Origin of the sequence: Pseudonocardia hispaniensis (genome assembly GCF_042658695.1) — a bacterium.
Classification (GTDB): domain Bacteria; phylum Actinomycetota; class Actinomycetes; order Mycobacteriales; family Pseudonocardiaceae; genus Pseudonocardia; species Pseudonocardia hispaniensis.
The window spans coordinates 57,275-74,768 of the sequence record NZ_JBHSQW010000031.1 but is presented as its reverse complement, the minus strand read 5'-3'; the positions used below and the strand labels follow the sequence as shown (position 1 = coordinate 74,768).

Below are 17,494 nucleotides of genomic sequence, written 5' to 3'. Positions count from 1 at the left end.
GTCACCGGGCGCCCCCCGAGCGCGCCCGGTGACCGTGCCGTGCTCCGTCGCCGACGAGCAGTTCCAGCCATGGCAGCACGGCCATCACGACCAGCAGCAGCACCCCGACACCCCAGGCGCCGGTCACCATCACGTCCATGGCCGCGACGATCCCCTGGCGGGCCCGGCAGGCGCTTCGGGCGAAGGATCGATCGTGCGGCGCCGGCTCGTACTTTCGGCCGAGGGTGCGGCACCGTCTCCCCGATCTAGGCTCCGCGTCGTGGTCGGCCAACCCCGCCGGGCGGCCCGGCTGTCCCGGCACCTGCTCCTCACCGGCGAACTGCTCGGCTACGGGTTCTGGCTGCTCATCGACACCGTCTCCATCGTCTCGACCGGTCCGCTCGGCGCGCTCACCCCGCTGACCGGCGCGTCGATCGCCGCGCTCGTGCTGCTGCGGCACCGCCCCCGGGTCGATGTCGCCCCCCTTGCGACGGTCGTGTTCGGGTCCTCGCTGACCGTCACCGCCGTCGCCGCGGTGTTCGGGCGCCCGACGCTGTCGTTCACCGAACAGCTCGCCCTCGCCGTCATGACGATCACGGTGCTGCGCGTCGCGCCGCACCGCACGGCGATCACGGTGGGGTTCGCCTCGGCTGCGGCGATCGTGGGCTCGGCGTACCTGCGCGGCGAGATCGGGACCACAGCCGGTGCGTTCACGCTGTTGTCGACCCTGGGCTGGGGCGGCGCGATGGCCATCGGTCTGGCACTGCGCGAGGCCGACACCCGGCGCCGGGCCCAGCTGTCGGACGTGCGCACGGCCGAGCGGCTCGAGCTGGCCCGCGAGCTGCACGACGTCGTCGCCCATCACGTCACGGGGATCGTCGTGGCCGCTCAGGCCGCGAGCGTGGTCGCCCGCCGCTCGCCGGAGGAGGTCGATCGGGCGCTGGCCGCGATCGAGCATGCCGGCGGGGATGCGCTCGCCGCGATGCGCCGGATGGTCGGGGTGTTGCGCGGCGAGCACGGCTCCGTCGACGACGAGGGCGGCCGGACACCCGGCGCCGACCTGGTCGGCGTGCGGACTCTCGTCGAGCGCTTCGACCCGGACGGCACGCTGGTGCGGCTGCGCACCGACCCCGGGATGGAGCACGCGATGCTGCCCGCGGGGGTCGCCGCGACCGGTTACCGGGTGGTGCAGGAGGCTTTGACCAACGTCCGTAGGCACGCACTCGCCGCGGCGGTCGTGGAGATCGAGATCCGGATCCGGGAGGACGCGTTGCTCGTGTCGGTGCGCAATGACGGCGTCCGCGCCCAGGCCTCCGGGGGGCCGCTCGGCGGCACCGGCGGGTTCGGGCTGGTCGGGATGGCCGAGCGGGTCGCCGCGCTGGATGGCACCCTGACCGCGGGGCCGACCGGCCCCGGGGTGTGGACCGTCGCCGCCCGGTTGCCGCTGACCGGTCCGGGGTCGGGGCGGTGACCACGCGGGTGCTGCTGGCCGACGACCAGGAGATGGTGCGGACCGGGTTCCGGCTGATCCTCGGCGCCGAGGGCTTCGAGGTCGTCGGCGAGGCGGGCACCGGCGTCGAGGCGGTGCGGCTGGCCCGCGAGCTGCGTCCGGACGTGGTGCTGATGGACATCCGGATGCCCGAGCTCGACGGGATCGAGGCGACCCGGCAGCTGATGGCCGATCCGCAGCCGCCGCGGGTCGTCGTCGTCACGACGTTCGACCTCGACGAATACGTCTACGGCGCGCTGCGCACCGGCGCCTGCGGGTTCCTGCTGAAGGACGCAGGGCCGCGGCTGCTGGTGGAGGCGGTGCGGGCGGCGGCGGCCGGGGATGCGCTGGTCTCGCCGTCGGTGACGGTGCGGCTGCTCGAGCAGCTCGCCAAACCCGCCCGCCCCGCGCTCGCCCGGACCGATGCGCTCTCGCCGCGCGAGCTCGACGTGGTGCGCGCCGTGGCCCGCGGCCGCACCAATGCCGAGATCGCGGCCGAGCTGTTCGTCTCGCTGTCCACGGTCAAGACGCATCTGGCCAACGTGCACACGAAGCTCGCCGCCCGTAACCGGGTGGAGGTCGCCGCGTGGGCCTGGGAGAACGGCCTGGTCAGCTAGCGCTGTGAGTGCGTAACAGTGTTAGAACACTGTTACGCACTCACAGTTCGGTGGGAACGGCGATGACGTCCACCATCGCACCGTTGCGCAGCACGGTGACCGGAAGCGGTGTGTTGATGGCATCGCCGAAGAGCTGCCGCTGGACGCCCTGGGCGTCGTGAACCGGACGCCTGCCGACGTCCAGCACGAGATCACCGGGGCGCAGGCCGGCCCGGGCCGCGGGGCTACCCGGGATCACCTCCGCCAGCTTCAGCCCCGTGCGCCGCCCGCAGCGTTCGGCCACCGCCGCAGGCACCGGCGCCGGGCGGCCCACCACCCCGAGATAGGCCCGGCGGACCCGGCCGTGGGTACGCAGCGCATCGACGATCCGCAGCGTCGTCGCGTTGACCGGGACGGCCAGGCCGAGCCCCGCGCCCGCCACCGCGGTGTTGATGCCGACGACACGGGCGTGGGAGTCGGCGAGCGCGCCGCCGGAGTTACCGGGGTTGAGCGCGGCGTCGGTCTGGATGACGTCCTCGACCACCCGCCCGGCCTGCCCGCTGCGGGTCGGCAGCGATCGCCCCAGCGCGCTGACCACACCCGCGGTCACCGACCCGGCCAGGCCGAGCGGGTTGCCGACCGCGACGACGAGCTGCCCGACGACGAGCCGATCGGCATCCCCGAGCCGGACGGGTTCGGGCAGTCCGGCGACGGTGCGTGCGCGCAGCAGCGCCAGATCGGACAGCGGGTCGGAGCCTGCGACCCGGACCGGGACCTCGGAGCCGTCGACGAAGTCGACATGACCGCTGTGCCCCTCGCCCACCACATGCGCGTTGGTGAGCAGTTCGTCGGGCCCGATGACCACGGCGGATCCGGTGCCGCGAGACATCCGGACCGCGGCCACCCGCCCGATGAGCTCGGCGGCCACTGCGCTGACCGTCCTGGAGTAGGCATCGAGCTCGTCCATCACGACCACCCTTGCCGCACTTACATCGTTGCAGCTGCAGAACGTCAGGCCGAGACGGCGTGTTCCCGCGGGTCTCAGACCTCCTCGGCCCGCTGGACGGCCGGATCCCACGACAGCCCCGGCACCCCCCACCCGTGGCGCCGCAGCGCCTTGCGGGCGGCGCGGTCGTTGCGCCCCATGAGGCGCTCGACATACACGATTCCGTCGAGGTGATCGGTCTCGTGCTGCAGGCAGCGGGCGAAGAACCCGCGCCCCTCCACCTCGACCGGCTTGCCGTCGGCGTCGACCCCGGTCACCCTCGCCCAGTCTGCCCGGCCGGTCGGGAACTGCTCGCCGGGCACCGAGAGACAACCCTCCTCGTCGTCGTCCGGGTCGGGCATCGTCTCCGGGATCTCCGACGTCTCCAGCACGGGGTTGACGACGACGCCGCGCCTGATCGTGCGCGTGGCCTCGTCGGGACAGTCATAGACGAACACCCGCAGCCCGACCCCGATCTGGTTGGCCGCGAGCCCCACACCGTGCGCGGCGGCCATCGTGTCGAACATGTCCTCGACCAGCTCGCGCAGAGCATCGTCGAACGCCTCCACCGGGGCGGCCGGGGTATGCAGGACGGGGTCGCCGAAGATCCGGATGGGGCGAACTGTCACACCCGAAGACTACGGTCGCCGGTCATGCCGAACCTTCAGCGGGGCCACCGGGCCGTCTTTGTCACGGTCGCGATTCGAACCCGGTGGATCGGCGCGTCCCTGACCCCTTGTTGTCGGAGTCGCGTGGTCTAATGACCGCCGCCGAACGACAGCCCTGTCATTCGGCGGGTAGGCCAGCAGCGCAGTGATGTCCGAGGAGCGTGATGGAGTCCGCCACGGAACCCAGCCGGGCCGCGAACCCGGTCGGCAGCCCGGACCAGGAACTCGAGCGCCGGGAGCATGAGATCCTCGCCTTCGAGGCTCAGTGGTGGAAGTACGCGGGCGCCAAGGAACAGGCGATCCGCGAACTGTTCGACATGTCGGCGACGCGCTACTACCAGGTGCTCAACGCACTCATCGACAAGCCCGCGGCACTGGCCACGGATCCTCTGCTCGTCAAGCGGCTGCGCAGGTTGCGCGCCGGTCGGCAACGCACCCGTGCGGCGCGTCGCCTGGGAATCGAGCCCTGGTAACGGCACAGTGATCACGTCGATCACGATGTCCGAAGCCTGATGGCCCAGCGCAGACGGAGGTTGCTGTGTCCGAACCGGATTCGCCCGGGGGCTCCTCGCCGCTGCGCATCGGCGGTTTCGCCCTGCTCGGCGTCGGCGTCGTGGCCGGTGTGATCGGGCTGGCGTCGCTGACCGCCGGGGGCGACCAGGCCCCGCCCGCAGCCGCGCCGTCCAGCGCGTCGGTCACCGGCACCGCGCCCGAGAGCGCGTCCAGGTCCACCGACGGCCAGGTCCCCGTTCCGTCATTCGGCCCCGTTGATGGCATCGCCGCCCCGCCGACCACGGCGGCCGCCCCCGCCCCGGCGGGCGCAGGATCGGGTGTCCTGGCCCAGGGCGCGGGCTCCCACGAGGGCGCCGGGATCGTCCGGGCACCCGTCCGGGTCTACAACAACAGCACGATCACCGGGCTCGCCGCCCGAGCCGCCGACGACTTCCGCGGCTCGGGATGGCAGGTGACCAACGTCGCCAACTACCCCAGCGGCATCATCCCGACCACCACCGTCTACTACCGGCCCGGTAGCGACGAGCAGGCCGCCGCCCAGGCGCTCGGCCGCCAGTTCGGGATGCGCGTCGAGCCGCGATTCGAGGGGCTCGCCGACGCCAGCCCCGGTCTGATCGTCATCGTCACCAACGACTACCAGCGCCGCTGATCTCCAGCGCCCGGAATCGCAGGCGGCGACCGGCGCGATGCCGGTCGCCGCGCCCGGCCCTCAGCGTCGGCGTTCGGCGTAGGCCGCGAGCTCGGCGAGCTGGAGCGGGTCGAGCGACGGCGGGACCGCGGCGCGGGCCGCGGCGATATGCGCGGCCGTGACCTCGGCGGCGTCCAGCGACTCCCGCATCGCGGTGAGCGCCGCCTCACGGAGCACGGCGGCACAGTCGGCCGCGGAGTAGCCCTCCAGCTCGCCGGCGAGCGCGTCGAGGTCGACCTCCGCGGCGAGCGGGGTGTTGCGCCCGGCGGCACGAAGGATCTCCGCGCGCGCGGCTGCATCCGGCGGCGGCACATAGACGAGCCGCTCCAGCCGTCCAGGACGCAGCAGGGCCGGGTCGATGAGTTCGGGACGGTTCGTCGCGCCGACCACGATCACGTCACGCAACGGCTCGGCCCCGTCGAGCTCGGTGAGCAGCGCCGCAACGACGCGGTCGGCCACCCCCGAGTCGGCGGAAGCGCCGCGCCGGGGGGCCAGGGCGTCGACCTCGTCGAGGAACACCAGAGTGGGCGCGGCGTCGGCGGCCTTGCGGAACAGTTCGCGGACCGCGCGCTCGGACTCCCCCACGTACTTGTCGAGGAGTTCGGCTCCCTTCACCGACAGCACGTTGAGTTGCCCGGTCCCGGCCAGCGCGCGGAGCAGGAACGTCTTGCCGCACCCGGGCGGGCCGTAGAGCAGGACCCCGCGTGGCGCCGCCACGCCGAGACGGGCGAACGAGTCGGGGTAGCGCAGCGGCCACAGCACCGCCTCGGTGAGCGCCTGCTTGACGTCGGCCATGTCGCCGACCTGGTCCAGGGTGATCCCGCCGGTCTGCAGCGTGTCCGACGAGGACATGGAGATCGGACGCACAGCGCCGACGGCGTCCAGCAGATCCTGCTGATGGATCCGCGGCTGGGTCAGCGGGGCGTCTGCGGGCGGATCGGTGTCGGCCGGGATCGGTTGGTCCCGGTGCCGCAGCGCCGCCTGGACCGCGGCCTCCCGGCGCACCGCGATGAGGTCGGCGATGACGAAGCCGGGCGCCCGCTCGGCGATGGCCTGCAGGTCGACGTCCGCGGCCAGTGGCACCCCGGCCAGCAACCTGCGCAGCAGTTCGGACCTGGTCCGCGTGTCGGGTAACGCCAGGCTCAGCTCTCGGTCGACGAGCTCGAACGCCCGCAGCCGCGGGTCGAGGGCCTCCGGTGCCGCGGTGGTCGCGACGAGCGCAAGGCCGGGGATGCCGACCGCCGCGCGCAGCGCGTCGAGCACGATCGTGGCCAGCGGCGGCGGTGCCGCGGCCGGCAGCAGCGCGTCGATGTCGGTGATGAGCAGGACCATCGGGGTGCCGGCGAGGACGGCGGCGCGGGCCGCGTCGATCACCTCGTACACCCGGGTGGCCGCCGCGCCCGGCTCCAGCGCGGCCGCGGCCGGGGCGGCCAGTTCCTGGCAGCCCGCGCCGACCGCGGCCGCCGCGCTGCGCACCAGCGTCGTCTTGCCCACGCCCTCCGGACCCGCCACGAGCACCCCGAGCCGGGGCGTTCCGCCGAGCCGCTCCAGCAACTCGGGACGGGTGAAGGTCAGTTCCAGCCATTCGACGAGTCGGCGGGCCCGGTCGACGTTCCCGGCCAGCTCATCGACGGCCGGAACCCGTTCGGCGGGGGGTTCGCTGACCGGTGGGACGAGGATGCGGCCGTTATGCGGCCCCGCCACGGCGACCGGCCGGGCCGACGGGTGCGGTCCGGGCTCCCCGGTCGTCGGCCCGTCCTGCCATCCGACCACCGTCGAGGGCTGCACCGCGACGACCCCGGCGGGCTCGGCGGCCACCACGGTCAGCAACTCGCTCGTCCACCCGCCACCGACCGCCGTGGCCAGGCCGCGCCGGGTGGCGGTCAGGTCGGCACCGGGCGGGGGTTCGATGTCCTGGGGCAGCAGCGAGACGGCGTCGCCGGTGGTCAGCACCTTGCCCATGAGTGCGAGCCGCAACGTCTCCGGCGGGATGCCGCGGGCGAGCACGGACCCCGCGAGCAGCACCCGAACGGCGGGGGTGACCGGCGCGGGCGCCACGACGATGGGCGCGCCGTCGGTGAGCCCGGCGTTGGACAGCGTCACGTCGTCCAGGCGGGCCTGACCAGGCGGGGTGTCCGGGCCCGCGGCGGCGGCCAGCGCCGTCGTGATACGCGAGCCGGTGAGAGTGACCGCGTCCCAGGACCGCAGCCCGAGGGCGTCGAGGATCTCGGGGTGCAGGCGGACCACGCCGCGCCGGGCGTCGGTGGCCGCGGCGGACAGACGGGCGACCAGGGTGATCTCAGGCGTGGACACCCCCTCACGCTAGCGGCCGCGCCGAGTCCGGCGGCGCCGAGTCAGCGGCGGCGCAGCCCCAGCCGCCTGCGGGCGCGCTGCCCCGGCTCAGTGGCGTCCGGGGTGGTCGTGATGGCCAGACCGGACTGGCCGTTACGGGCCTCGAGCCGGTCCTCGAACCCGCGCCTGCGCACCACTCGCGCGACGGCGCTCGCCGAACCGGCGACCCGGCGGCGCAACGGCGGACGCAGCCCGAGCCTACGGGTGGAGCGAGCGGCCCTGGCGACGGCACGACGCTGCCGGACAGGGACGTTCCACGCCTCGGGATGCCGAGACAGCCAGTGGTGCCGGTACACGGTGTACGGCATCAGCACCAGGTATCCGAGGGCGACGACGGTGAGCCCGAGGAACGGGGCCGTCAGCAGGACCGCCGCGGCCAGACCGACCAGCACGAGCAGCGGCACGATCAGCCGCGGCGAGACCCGGACCGCCTTCAGCGACAGGGTCGGTATCCGGCTCACCATGAGCCCGGCCACGACCAGCACCCACAGCCCGATCGTGAGCGGGGTGGACCACCAGCCCGGCCCGAAGTGCAGCCACAGGTACAGCGGGACGCCCGAGACCAGGGCGGCGGCCGGGGCAGGGACCCCGACGAAGAACTCCTTGGCGTACGGCGGCCGGTACGTGTCCTCGAGGACGGAGTTGAAGCGGGCCAGCCGAAGCGCCATACAGACGGCGAAGATCAGCGCGACGATCCAGCCGAACCGGTTGCCCCCCAGCTGCCAGATGTAGAACACGAGGGCCGGCGCGACCCCGAAGGAGACGAGGTCGGACAACGAGTCGAGCTCGGCGCCGATCTTGGAGCTGGCGTCGAGCAGCCGGGCGAGGCCCCCGTCGAGGGCGTCGCACAGCGCGGCGGCCCCGACGGCGGCCACACAGAGCTCGAAGCGCCCGGCCAGGGCGAACTGCACCGCCGAGAGCCCGGCGCACAACGCGAGAACGGTGACGGCGTTGGGCAGCAGCCGGATCCCGGCGACGTAGCTGGGCATCGCTCAGCCCGCCTGGTCGAGGGGGAGCTCGGCGAGGACCGTCTCCCCCCCGATCGTGCGCTGCCCGACGGCGACGAGCGGCCGCGCGCCCAGCGGTAGATAGGTGTCGACCCGGGAACCGAAGCGGATCAGGCCATAGGTCTCACCCGCAGCCACCTCGGCGCCGGGCCGGACGTCGCACACGATCCGCCGGGCCAGCAGTCCGGCGATCTGCAGGACCCCGACCCGGGCACCGTCGGCGGTCTGGATGAGCACCGCGTTGCGCTCGTTGTCCTCGCTTGCCTTGTCCAGGTCGGCGGAGAGGAACGCGCCGGGGCGGTACTCCACGGCGCGTACCCGGCCGTCCACGGGGATGCGTTGCACGTGCACGTCGAGCAGGGAGAGGAAGACGCTGACCCGGGGCGTGGGCACCCGGGGCAGTCCCAGCTCGGGCGGCGGCAAGACCTCGGCGACCGTTGCAACGGTGCCGTCGGCGGGGGCGAGCACCACACCGGCGCGCGGTGGACGAACCCGGCGGGGCTCCCGGAAGAAAGCGGCGGTGGCGGCGGTGGCGGCGGCCCCGAGGAGACCACCACGGCCGGTGATCAGCCGGATCAGGGCTGCGCCGGCCGCGACCGCGGCCACGACCGGCCTACCTCCGGGGTGCATGGGCGGTACCGCCGCCCGGACCAGCCCGGCGATATGCCCCACGGACGTCCCTGCCGGTGTGTTCGCGATCTGCGTACTTCCGTTGTGTTCGGACATTGCGGCGGGTCGACTCCTGAGGAGAGGAACGCATCGGCAGTGTTTCGCGCCGGGTGACGGCGGCCACCGTACGCGATACGTCCCATACAAAAGGGCCGGGGCCGCTGTCCCCCGAGACAGCGACCCCGGCCGTGGAACCGCTCGTCCGCTCCCCAGCGACGGGCGGTAGGTCCGTTGCGTCAAGAGGTAGGTACCCCCCGCGCTTCAGAAGTATTCCCCCAGCGCCCGGGCGTCGTCCAGATAACAGGGTGGGCAACCCCACGATCCGCACGATTGGCCGAGCGTCTGCGTGTATGACGGTGCGTATGTGGTAAATGTTGCACACATTGCGTGTGATCTGTACCACTCTTTGAGTGATCGTTCACCCCTCGAGCAGCCAGACCTCGACCTGCGCACCCGCTTCGATGGTGGTCGCCTGCTCCGGGAGGACGATCAAACAGTCGGCCCGGGCAAGCGCGCCGATCAGATGCGATGCCGCGGTACCCACCTCCCGGACCGTCCCGTCGGCGGCGTCGAGGATGCCGCGGCGGAACTGCCGCTTACCCGCTGGCGAGTCCATCGGCTCGGCCAACCGGGCCGTCACAACGGGCCGCCGCGGATGCGGGTGGCCGAGCGCGGCGCGCAGGGCCGGGCGGACGAACACCTCGAACGAGACCTGCGAGCTGACCGGGTTCCCCGGCAGCGTCACCACCGCCACACCGGAACCATCGAGCCGGCCCGCGCCCTGCGGCCCGCCCGGCTGCATGGCAACCCTGACGAACTCCACGCCGCGGCCGGTCAGCGCGTCCTTGACCACCTCGTAGGCGCCCGCACTGACCCCACCGGAGGTGAGCACGAGGTCGACACCCTCGGCGATGCGCTCGTCGAGGACCTTCGTGAACTGCGCCACGTCGTCGGGGACGAAGCGCAACAGCTCGGCGTGCCCCCCCGCGTCCTGCACCGCGGCGGCCAGCATCGGGCCGTTCGACTCGTAGATCTGACCCGGTCGCAGCTCGGCGCCCGGGGCGACGAGCTCCGAGCCGGTCGAGAGCACGAGCACGTGCGGCGGGCGCCGCACCTGGACCGTCGGCGAACCGACCGCGGCCGCCAGCCCGATCTGGGCCGAACCGAGGACCACTCCGGCGGGCAGCACCACCGCCCCCGCTGCGACGTCCTCGCCTGCCCGGCGCACGAACGCACCGGCGGGCGGACCGTGCTGTATCCGTACCCGGCGCAGACCACGGTCGGTCAGCTCGACCTGGACCACCGTGTCGGCACCGGCGGGCAGCGGAGCGCCGGTCATGATTCGGTGCGCGGTACCCGGCTCGAGCGCGGGCACGTCCGTGCGGCCCGCCGGGATGTCGGCGCCCACCGGGAGCTCCACCGGACGCTCCGCCGTGGCACCCGCCACGTCGGCCGCCCGCACCGCATAGCCGTCCATCGCGGAGTTGTCGAAGGGCGGCAGCGCAATCGGCGCGATCAGGTCGGTCGCCAGCACGAGACCGCGGGCCTCGACCAGCGGCACCACGTGGACGGGAGCGGGAGGCACCAACGCGGCGACGACGGCCTGGTGCTCGGCAACGCTGCGCGGCGGACGAGAGCTGGTCACGATCGCATCTTGCCGGGTCCGCCGACCGCATGCCCATCAGGGCGGAGCCCACGACACATCCCGTCTCGAATCAGCGGCGCCGAGCCACCGGAACTGCGGTAGCGTCGAACCCGTTCGTTCGCAACAACAGGAGGTGCCGTGGCTCAGGGCACGGTCAAATGGTTCAACTCCGAGAAGGGCTACGGCTTCATCGCCACTGACGGCGGGCCGGATGTCTTCGTTCACTACTCGGCGATCCAGGCCGACGGGTTCCGCACGCTCGACGAGGGCGATCGGGTGGAGTTCGAAACGACGGCGGGCCGGGACGGCCGTAGTCAGGCCGAGGCGGTCCGCCGCATCTGAGCCGCGGACGCTACGACCGATGTCGCACGCCGCAGGGGGCCGGTCCCAGCTGGGACCGGCCCCCTGCGGCGTCGTGCGGACCGCCGTCCCCGAGGACCGGGACGTGGGCCACTACCTGGTCCTCGCGGGGATTCCGGCGCGAGGGGGTCGCCTTGCACTCGCCTACCCCGAGTGCTAAAAACGGCTCTAGCACTCGGCATGTTGGAGTGCCAGAGTCGGGTCGGTGAGGCCGGCGCAGGGTTGCCGGTCGTCCGTCGCGGGCGCCGGGCTCGACGTCACGAGTCATCCCAACCGGAGGACCACACCCTCATGGCGAAGCAGATCGCGTTCGACGAGGAAGCGCGCCGCGGGCTCGAGCGCGGCATGAACACCCTCGCCGACGCCGTCAAGGTGACACTCGGCCCGCGCGGCCGCAACGTCGTCCTGGAGAAGAAGTGGGGCGCACCCACCATCACCAACGATGGTGTGTCGATCGCCAAGGAGATCGAGCTCGAGGACCCGTGGGAGAAGATCGGGGCCGAGCTGGTCAAGGAGGTGGCCAAGAAGACCGACGACATCGCCGGTGACGGGACCACCACCGCCACCGTCCTGGCCCAGGCGCTGGTCCGCGAGGGGCTGCGCAACGTGGCTGCCGGGGCCAACCCGATGTCGCTCAAGCGTGGGATCGAGAAGGCCGTCGAGGCGGTGTCCCAGCAGCTGCTGAAGACCGCCAAGGAGGTCGAGACCAAGGAGCAGATCGCGGCTACCGCGTCGATCTCCGCCGCCGACCCCTCGATCGGCGAGCTGATCGCCGAGGCGATGGACAAGGTCGGCAAGGAAGGCGTGATCACCGTCGAGGAGTCGCAGACCTTCGGGCTGGAGCTGGAGCTCACCGAGGGTATGCGCTTCGACAAGGGCTACATCTCGCCCTACTTCGTGACCGACGCCGAGCGGATGGAGGCCGAGCTCGAGGACCCGTACGTCCTCCTGGTCAGCTCCAAGATCTCGACGGTCAAGGACCTGCTCCCGCTGCTGGAGAAGGTCATGCAGACCGGCAAGCCGCTGGCGATCATCGCCGAGGACGTCGAGGGCGAGGCCCTGGCCACCCTGGTCGTCAACAAGATCCGCGGCACCTTCAAGTCCGTCGCGGTCAAGGCCCCGGGCTTCGGGGACCGCCGCGAGGCCATGCTCACCGACATGGGCATCCTGACCGGTGGCGAGGTGATCTCGGAGAAGGTCGGGCTGAAGCTGGAGAACGCCGACCTGTCGCTGCTGGGCCGGGCCCGCAAGGTGGTGGTGACCAAGGACGAGACCACCATCGTCGACGGCGCCGGAGACGCCGACCAGATCGCCGGGCGGGTCAACCAGATCCGCTCCGAGATCGAGCGCACCGACTCCGACTACGACCGCGAGAAGCTGCAGGAGCGGCTGGCCAAGCTGGCCGGCGGCGTCGCGGTGATCAAGGCGGGCGCGGCCACCGAGGTCGAGCTCAAGGAGCGCAAGCACCGCATCGAGGACGCCGTGCGCAACGCCAAGGCCGCGGTGGAGGAGGGCATCGTCGCCGGCGGCGGCGTGGCCCTGATCCAGGCCGGCGCCGGGCTGTTCGAGGGCCTGGGGCTGGACGGGGACGAGGCCACCGGGGCGAACATCGTCAAGGTGGCGCTGGAGGCCCCGCTCAAGCAGATCGCGATCAACGCCGGTCTGGAGGGCGGCGTGGTGGCCGAGAAGGTTCGCGGGCTGAGCGCCGGTGAGGGCTTGGACGCCGCGACCGGCGAGTACAAGGACCTGATCAAGGCCGGCATCATCGACCCGGCCAAGGTCACCCGCTCGGCGCTGCAGAACGCCGCTTCGATCGCTGGTCTGTTCCTGACCACCGAGGCCGTCATCGCCGACAAGCCGGAGAAGGCCGCGGCCCCGGCCGGCGGCGGCGCGCCCGACATGGGCGGCATGGACTTCTGAGTCCGTCCGGCACGTCCTGACAGGGGCGGCATCCGTTCGCGGGTGCCGCCCCTGTGGCGTTCCCGGAGGTCATCGCCGCGAGGGAGGTGCCGGCGTCGGCAACGCACCTCCCCCCGGATCGGCCTCCACGGAGCAGGCTCGGGCCGGTCGTCCGGCGGTCGCGGCTCTTCACCGACGAGGTCCTCACAGCGGACGGCACGGTCGGGATAAGTCCACTTCGGACGGCCAACGACCTGGCCCCTTGCGGTGGTCACACCGTCAGTCGGCTTCCGGGGCCAGGATCCAGGCCGCCACGTAGAGCACCACGCCGGCACCGAAACCGAGCACGGTGAGCGCGACGAGGAGGATCCGGATCAGCGCGGCGTCCACGCCGAGGCTCTCGGCCAGGCCGCCGCAGACGCCACCGAGCATCCGGTCGGTGCGGCTGCGGCGGAGCGTGAAGCGCTTGTCCTCGGTGGTCGAGGGCCCGGCCGACGGCGCGGGCGAGGGGCCGGGCGGGAGCGCGGCGTACGGGGCCGCGAACTCGGTCTCGGGGCCGGAGGTCGTAGGGCGGGCGGTGGCATCGGTGGTCTGTTCCATACCACCGAGCATGACCCCGCGGCGCGCCCGCAACCTCCGGGACGACCCCGATCCCGGCCCGGAGCTCACCCCGAGCCCGCTCTGCAGGCGGCCCCGAGCGCGTCATGGCTCCACAACGCGCTGGTGAGGCGCCGCCGGACGGCGTCATGGCTCCACAACGCGCTGGTGTCAGAGCAGCCCGGCCTCGCTGGCCTTGCCGATGGCCTCGACGCGGTTGCGCGCTCCGAGCTTGTGCAGCGCCGACTGCAGGTAGGTCTTGACGGTGTTGCGCGCCAGACCGGTGGACTCCGCGATCTCCGGGTTCGTGCGGCCCTGCGCCGCGAGCCGGAGGACCTGGTACTCCCTTCGGGTCAGTCCGCTGCGCGCCACCGCCGCCCGGTCTCCGCTCCCACCGGGGACCATCCGCTGATCGATGACGCGCTCGCCACGCAGCACCCGGCGCAGCGCCGAGACGAGGTCGGTGCCCGCCGCGTCCTTGACCAGGCAACCGTGCGCCCCGGCGTCGAGCGCAGCCTGGACACCGTGGTGGTCGCCGTGCGCGGTGAAGATGACGATGCGGGCGGCCGGACACACCTTCCGCAGCCCCACCACGACCTCCGGGGCGAGCATGTCCGGCAGCCGCAGGTCGAGCAGCACGAGGTCGGGGCGCAGCGTGCGGGCCCGATGCAGGGCGACGCGGCCCGACTCCGCCGCGCCGACGACGCTCAGCGCAGGCTCGCCGCGCAGCAGCAACGCGACACCGTCGCGCACCACCGGATGGTCGTCGACCACCATCACCCTGGCCGTGTTCACCGGACACCCCCGTCCTCCGGGGGCAGCGGCAACATGATCCGCAGTGTCGCGCCTTCGTCCTCCGCGTGCACGAGGCTGAGCCTGCCACCCAGCCGTGCTGCCCGCTCGGCCAACATCGCCAGGCCGAGCCCGGAGGACTCCGCAGGATCGGCGGCGCCCCCGGCGCGGAGCCCGTCGCCGTCGTCCGCCACCGCTACCTGGATCCCACCCTCCACCGCGCCGAGACTGACGATGACCGTCCGCGGGCGGGCATGTTTCTCGGCGTTGAGCAGGCCCTCGCGCACCACACCGGTGAGCAGGCTGGTGCGCTCGGCATCCAGCGGCGGCACCTCGTCGAGCTGGACGAACCGGGCGGGCACCCCGGTCCGGGCCTCGAAGCTGCGGCAATGCTCCGCGAGCTCGACGGGCAGGGCGCGCTCGGGGCTGGACTCCGCGAGCGCGAGCAGCGCCTCACGCAGCGCGGCCGACACCGCGGAGATGTCGGCCTCCAACTGGCCGAGCCGGTTCCCGAGCGCCGGGTTGTCGATGAGCGAGCTGCGCAGGTCGCGGACCTGCGCGCCGATGGAGAACAGCATCGCGCCGACCGAGTCGTGCAACGAGGCCTGCATCCGCCTGCGCTCCGCGGACACCGCGTCCTTGCGACCCGCCTCGGCCAGCGCCGCCAGCCGGAGCGCCCTCGCCGCCTCGGCCGCGATCCCCTCCATCGTCCGCACCGACCGGTCGCCGAACTCCCCTGGCCCGCGCAGCGAGGCGTAGGCGACCGCGATCGTGCGCACCCCGTCGAGGATGGGCACCGCGAGCATCGCCCCCAGCGCCTCTGCCTGTACCGCGGTGTCGAAATGCCGCGGGTGGGTGATGCTCGCCGCACTCACGTAGTCGCTGACCCGGACCGGACGACCCAGCGCCAGCACCCGGCCCCCGACCCCCTGCCCGATCGGAACCACCAGGTCCTGCAGGGAGTCGGTGCGGTTTCCCGACAGCCATCGGATGACGACCTCGTCGGAGGCGGAGAGGTCGGCGACGAACCCGACGTCGGCACCCACGGCATCGCGCAGCACCTGGGCGGTGCCGCGCAGCGCGAGGACGCGGTCGAACACGCCGAGCAGCCCGTCGCGCTCGATGAACAACGCGTCGAGCAACCGCTGCTGGTCGAGGGCCCGCTCGCGGGCGGCCCGCTGGCGCGACGACACTCCGCGACGATCGCATACCGAGGCCCGGCCGCACCACGCGGTGCCGTCGGCCAGGTGGTGGCGGATCAGCCCCGGTGTCGCCGGCGGTCGGCCACCGGCGCTTCGTCGTTCCCGTCATCCGGACGATCGAGGTTCGGCGCGACATCCTCCCCGCGCCGCGGGGAGTCATCGCGGGGCACCTGCCGGTCGCGCGACCGGATGACACGGCCGACGAGCACCGCCGTCACCGCGGCGACGACCACCCAGGCCGCCCCGCCGACGAGTATCCAGCCGAGGACCGAGATGCGATCACCCCCCCGCGATGAGTCGACGGCTCCAGTGTCCCCGGATCCACCCCCGGGCGCAGTCCTCACGATTGAGGGCTTCGGGTCACCCAAACTCAGGAAGGGCAGGTCCGAGCAGGTCGTCGGCATCGACGATCCGGTAGGCGTAGCCCTGCTCGGCGAGGAACCGCTGTCGATGCGCGGCATAGTCGGTGTCGAGGGTGTCCCGGGCGACCACCGAGTAGAAGTGGGCCTGCCGGCCGTCACCTTTCGGCCGCAGCAGCCTGCCCAGCCGCTGGGCCTCCTCCTGCCGGGAGCCGAACGTCCCGGACACCTGCACCGCGATCGTGGCCTCGGGCAGGTCGATGGAGAAGTTGGCCACCTTGCTGACCACGAGCATGCGCAGCTCACCAGCACGGAACGCGTCGAACAGTGCCTCGCGCTCGGAGGTTCTCGTGGCCCCCTGGATGACCGGACAGCCCAGCTCGGCGCCGAGTTCGTCGAGCTGTTCCAGGTACGCCCCGATGATCAGGGTGGGTTCGCCGGGGTGGCGGTCGAGGATGGCCCTGACCACCGGCAGCTTGGTCCGCGCCGTGGACGCCATCCGGTAGCGCTCGGCGGCCTCCGCGGTGGCATAGCCGAGGCGCTCGGCGTCGGTGAGCGTCACCCTGACCTCGATGCATTCGGCGGGCGCGATCCAGCCCTGGTCCTGGATGTCGCGCCATGGCGCGTCGTACCGTTTGGGCCCGATCAGCGAGAACACGTCGCCCTCCCGGCCGTCCTCGCGCACCAACGTCGCGGTGAGCCCCAGCCTTCGGCGCGACTGCAGGTCGGCGGTCATCCGGAACACCGGCGCGGGCAGCAGGTGCACCTCGTCGTAGATGATCAGGCCCCAGTCCCGGGAGTCGAACAGCTCGAGGTTCCGGTACTCGCCCTTCGACCGGCGCGTCATCACCTGGTAGGTCGCGATCGTGACCGGTCGGATCTGCTTGCGCTCGCCGGAGTACTCACCGATCTCGTCATCGGTCAGGCTGGTACGCGCGATCAGCTCGCGTTTCCACTGCCGTCCCGCGACGGTGTTGGTGACCAGGATCAGCGTGGTGGCCTGCGCCTGCGCCATCGCGGCCGCGCCGACGAGCGTCTTACCCGCCCCGCAGGGCAGCACCACGACGCCCGACCCGCCCGCCCAGAATCCCTCGACGGCCTCACGCTGATAGTCCCGCAGCGACCAGCCGTCCTCGGTCAGCACGATCGGGTGCGCCTCCCCGTCGACGTAGCCCGCCAGGTCCTCGGCAGGCCACCCGATCTTCAGCAGGGCCTGCTTGAGCGGGCCACGCTCGGACGGATGCACCACGACGGTGTCGTCGTCGAGGCGCGCCCCGAGCATCGGCGCGATCTTCTTCTGCCGGAGCACCTCCTCCAGCACCGCGCGGTCGAGCGCGACGAGTACCAGGCCGTGCGCGGGCGAGTTGGTCAGCTGCAAGCGCCCGTACCGGCCCATCGTGTCGACGATGTCGACGAGCAACGGCTGTGGCACCGCGTACCGGGAGTACCGGACCAGCGCGTCGACGACCTGTTCGGCGTCGTGCCCGGCGGCGCGGGCGTTCCACAGCGCCAGCGGGGTGACCCGGTAGGTGTGCACATGTTCGGGGGCCCGCTCGAGCTCGGCGAACGGCGCGATCGCGGCGCGCGCCGCGGCGGCGCTGTCATGGTCGACCTCGAGCAGGAGCGTCTTGTCGGACTGGACGATCAGTGGTCCGTCGGTCACCGCATCTCCTCGCTGGCCGGCCCGCTACGAG

At 72.6% G+C, this 17,494-nt stretch carries 17 protein-coding genes; 6 read left to right on the top strand and 11 right to left on the bottom strand.

Going from position 1 to position 17,494, the window contains the following annotated elements:
• Window position 1: 1 nt before the first annotated feature.
• A complete protein-coding gene (locus ACFQE5_RS14605; protein ID WP_379585485.1) occupies window positions 2-139 on the bottom strand; it encodes a hypothetical protein in 138 nt (45 codons plus the stop codon).
• A 120-nt stretch (window positions 140-259) separates the two neighbouring features.
• Here ACFQE5_RS14605 and ACFQE5_RS14600 point away from each other — a divergent pair, with 120 nt between their 5' ends.
• Both ACFQE5_RS14600 and ACFQE5_RS14595 read left to right on the top strand, forming a co-directional pair.
• The gene (locus ACFQE5_RS14600) at window positions 260-1,450 is read left to right on the top strand and encodes a sensor histidine kinase (protein WP_379585483.1); all 1,191 of its coding nucleotides are present in this window, start codon (window positions 260-262) and stop codon (window positions 1,448-1,450) included.
• A complete protein-coding gene (locus tag ACFQE5_RS14595) occupies window positions 1,447-2,085 on the top strand; it encodes a response regulator (protein WP_379585481.1) in 639 nt (212 codons plus the stop codon). Before ACFQE5_RS14600 ends, ACFQE5_RS14595 begins: the two co-directional genes overlap by 4 nt.
• Window positions 2,086-2,125: 40 nt before the next feature.
• On the opposite strand, the gene ACFQE5_RS14590 is transcribed toward ACFQE5_RS14595, so the two are convergent.
• Both ACFQE5_RS14590 and ACFQE5_RS14585 read right to left on the bottom strand, forming a co-directional pair.
• Complete coding sequence (locus tag ACFQE5_RS14590) at window positions 2,126-3,031, bottom strand: S1C family serine protease (RefSeq protein ID WP_379585479.1); 906 nt, start codon at window positions 3,029-3,031, stop codon at window positions 2,126-2,128.
• Window positions 3,032-3,105: 74 nt separating this feature from the next.
• Entirely contained in the window at window positions 3,106-3,678 is a 573-nt protein-coding gene (locus ACFQE5_RS14585; protein WP_379585477.1) for a peptide deformylase, read from the bottom strand.
• A gap of 203 nt (window positions 3,679-3,881) precedes the next feature.
• On the opposite strand from ACFQE5_RS14585, the gene ACFQE5_RS14580 reads away from it, so the two are divergent.
• Together ACFQE5_RS14580 and ACFQE5_RS14575 are read left to right on the top strand one after the other, a co-directional pair.
• Window positions 3,882-4,190 (top strand): DUF3263 domain-containing protein, encoded by a 309-nt coding sequence (locus ACFQE5_RS14580; RefSeq protein ID WP_379585476.1) that lies wholly within the window; start codon window positions 3,882-3,884, stop codon window positions 4,188-4,190.
• Between the two features lie 65 nt (window positions 4,191-4,255).
• On the top strand, window positions 4,256-4,879 hold the full coding sequence (locus tag ACFQE5_RS14575; protein WP_379585475.1) for a LytR C-terminal domain-containing protein: 624 nt from the start codon (window positions 4,256-4,258) through the stop codon (window positions 4,877-4,879).
• Between the two features lie 60 nt (window positions 4,880-4,939).
• Here ACFQE5_RS14575 and ACFQE5_RS14570 read toward each other — a convergent pair whose 3' ends face one another.
• From ACFQE5_RS14570 to moeA, 4 genes are all read right to left on the bottom strand, one after another.
• Window positions 4,940-7,231, bottom strand: a complete 2,292-nt coding sequence (locus tag ACFQE5_RS14570; protein ID WP_379585473.1) for an AAA family ATPase — start codon at window positions 7,229-7,231, stop codon at window positions 4,940-4,942.
• Window positions 7,232-7,272: 41 nt separating this feature from the next.
• The gene (locus tag ACFQE5_RS14565; RefSeq protein WP_379585471.1) at window positions 7,273-8,259 is read right to left on the bottom strand and encodes a CDP-alcohol phosphatidyltransferase family protein; all 987 of its coding nucleotides are present in this window, start codon (window positions 8,257-8,259) and stop codon (window positions 7,273-7,275) included.
• Between the two features lie 3 nt (window positions 8,260-8,262).
• Window positions 8,263-9,003: a phosphatidylserine decarboxylase gene (locus ACFQE5_RS14560; protein ID WP_379585469.1), complete on the bottom strand. Its 741-nt coding sequence runs from the start codon at window positions 9,001-9,003 to the stop codon at window positions 8,263-8,265.
• Window positions 9,004-9,364: 361 nt separating this feature from the next.
• The gene (gene moeA / locus ACFQE5_RS14555) at window positions 9,365-10,594 is read right to left on the bottom strand and encodes a molybdopterin molybdotransferase MoeA (RefSeq protein ID WP_379585692.1); all 1,230 of its coding nucleotides are present in this window, start codon (window positions 10,592-10,594) and stop codon (window positions 9,365-9,367) included.
• Window positions 10,595-10,729: 135 nt separating this feature from the next.
• On the opposite strand from moeA, the gene ACFQE5_RS14550 reads away from it, so the two are divergent.
• On the top strand, window positions 10,730-10,933 hold the full coding sequence (locus ACFQE5_RS14550) for a cold-shock protein (protein ID WP_013677741.1): 204 nt from the start codon (window positions 10,730-10,732) through the stop codon (window positions 10,931-10,933).
• A 309-nt stretch (window positions 10,934-11,242) separates the two neighbouring features.
• Complete coding sequence (groL, locus tag ACFQE5_RS14545; protein ID WP_379585467.1) at window positions 11,243-12,871, top strand: chaperonin GroEL; 1,629 nt, start codon at window positions 11,243-11,245, stop codon at window positions 12,869-12,871.
• 258 nt (window positions 12,872-13,129) lie between these two features.
• Here groL and ACFQE5_RS14540 read toward each other — a convergent pair whose 3' ends face one another.
• The 4 genes from ACFQE5_RS14540 to ACFQE5_RS14525 all read right to left on the bottom strand — a co-directional run bounded on the left by ACFQE5_RS14540 (window position 13,130) and on the right by ACFQE5_RS14525 (window position 17,463).
• Window positions 13,130-13,450, bottom strand: a complete 321-nt coding sequence (locus ACFQE5_RS14540) for a PspC domain-containing protein (RefSeq protein ID WP_379585465.1) — start codon at window positions 13,448-13,450, stop codon at window positions 13,130-13,132.
• 168 nt (window positions 13,451-13,618) lie between these two features.
• Window positions 13,619-14,224 (bottom strand): response regulator, encoded by a 606-nt coding sequence (locus tag ACFQE5_RS14535; RefSeq protein ID WP_379585690.1) that lies wholly within the window; start codon window positions 14,222-14,224, stop codon window positions 13,619-13,621.
• A 14-nt stretch (window positions 14,225-14,238) separates the two neighbouring features.
• On the bottom strand, window positions 14,239-15,432 hold the full coding sequence (locus ACFQE5_RS14530) for a GAF domain-containing sensor histidine kinase (protein ID WP_379585463.1): 1,194 nt from the start codon (window positions 15,430-15,432) through the stop codon (window positions 14,239-14,241).
• A 369-nt stretch (window positions 15,433-15,801) separates the two neighbouring features.
• A complete protein-coding gene (locus ACFQE5_RS14525) occupies window positions 15,802-17,463 on the bottom strand; it encodes a DNA repair helicase XPB (RefSeq protein ID WP_379585461.1) in 1,662 nt (553 codons plus the stop codon).
• Between the last annotated feature and the right edge of the window lie 31 nt (window positions 17,464-17,494).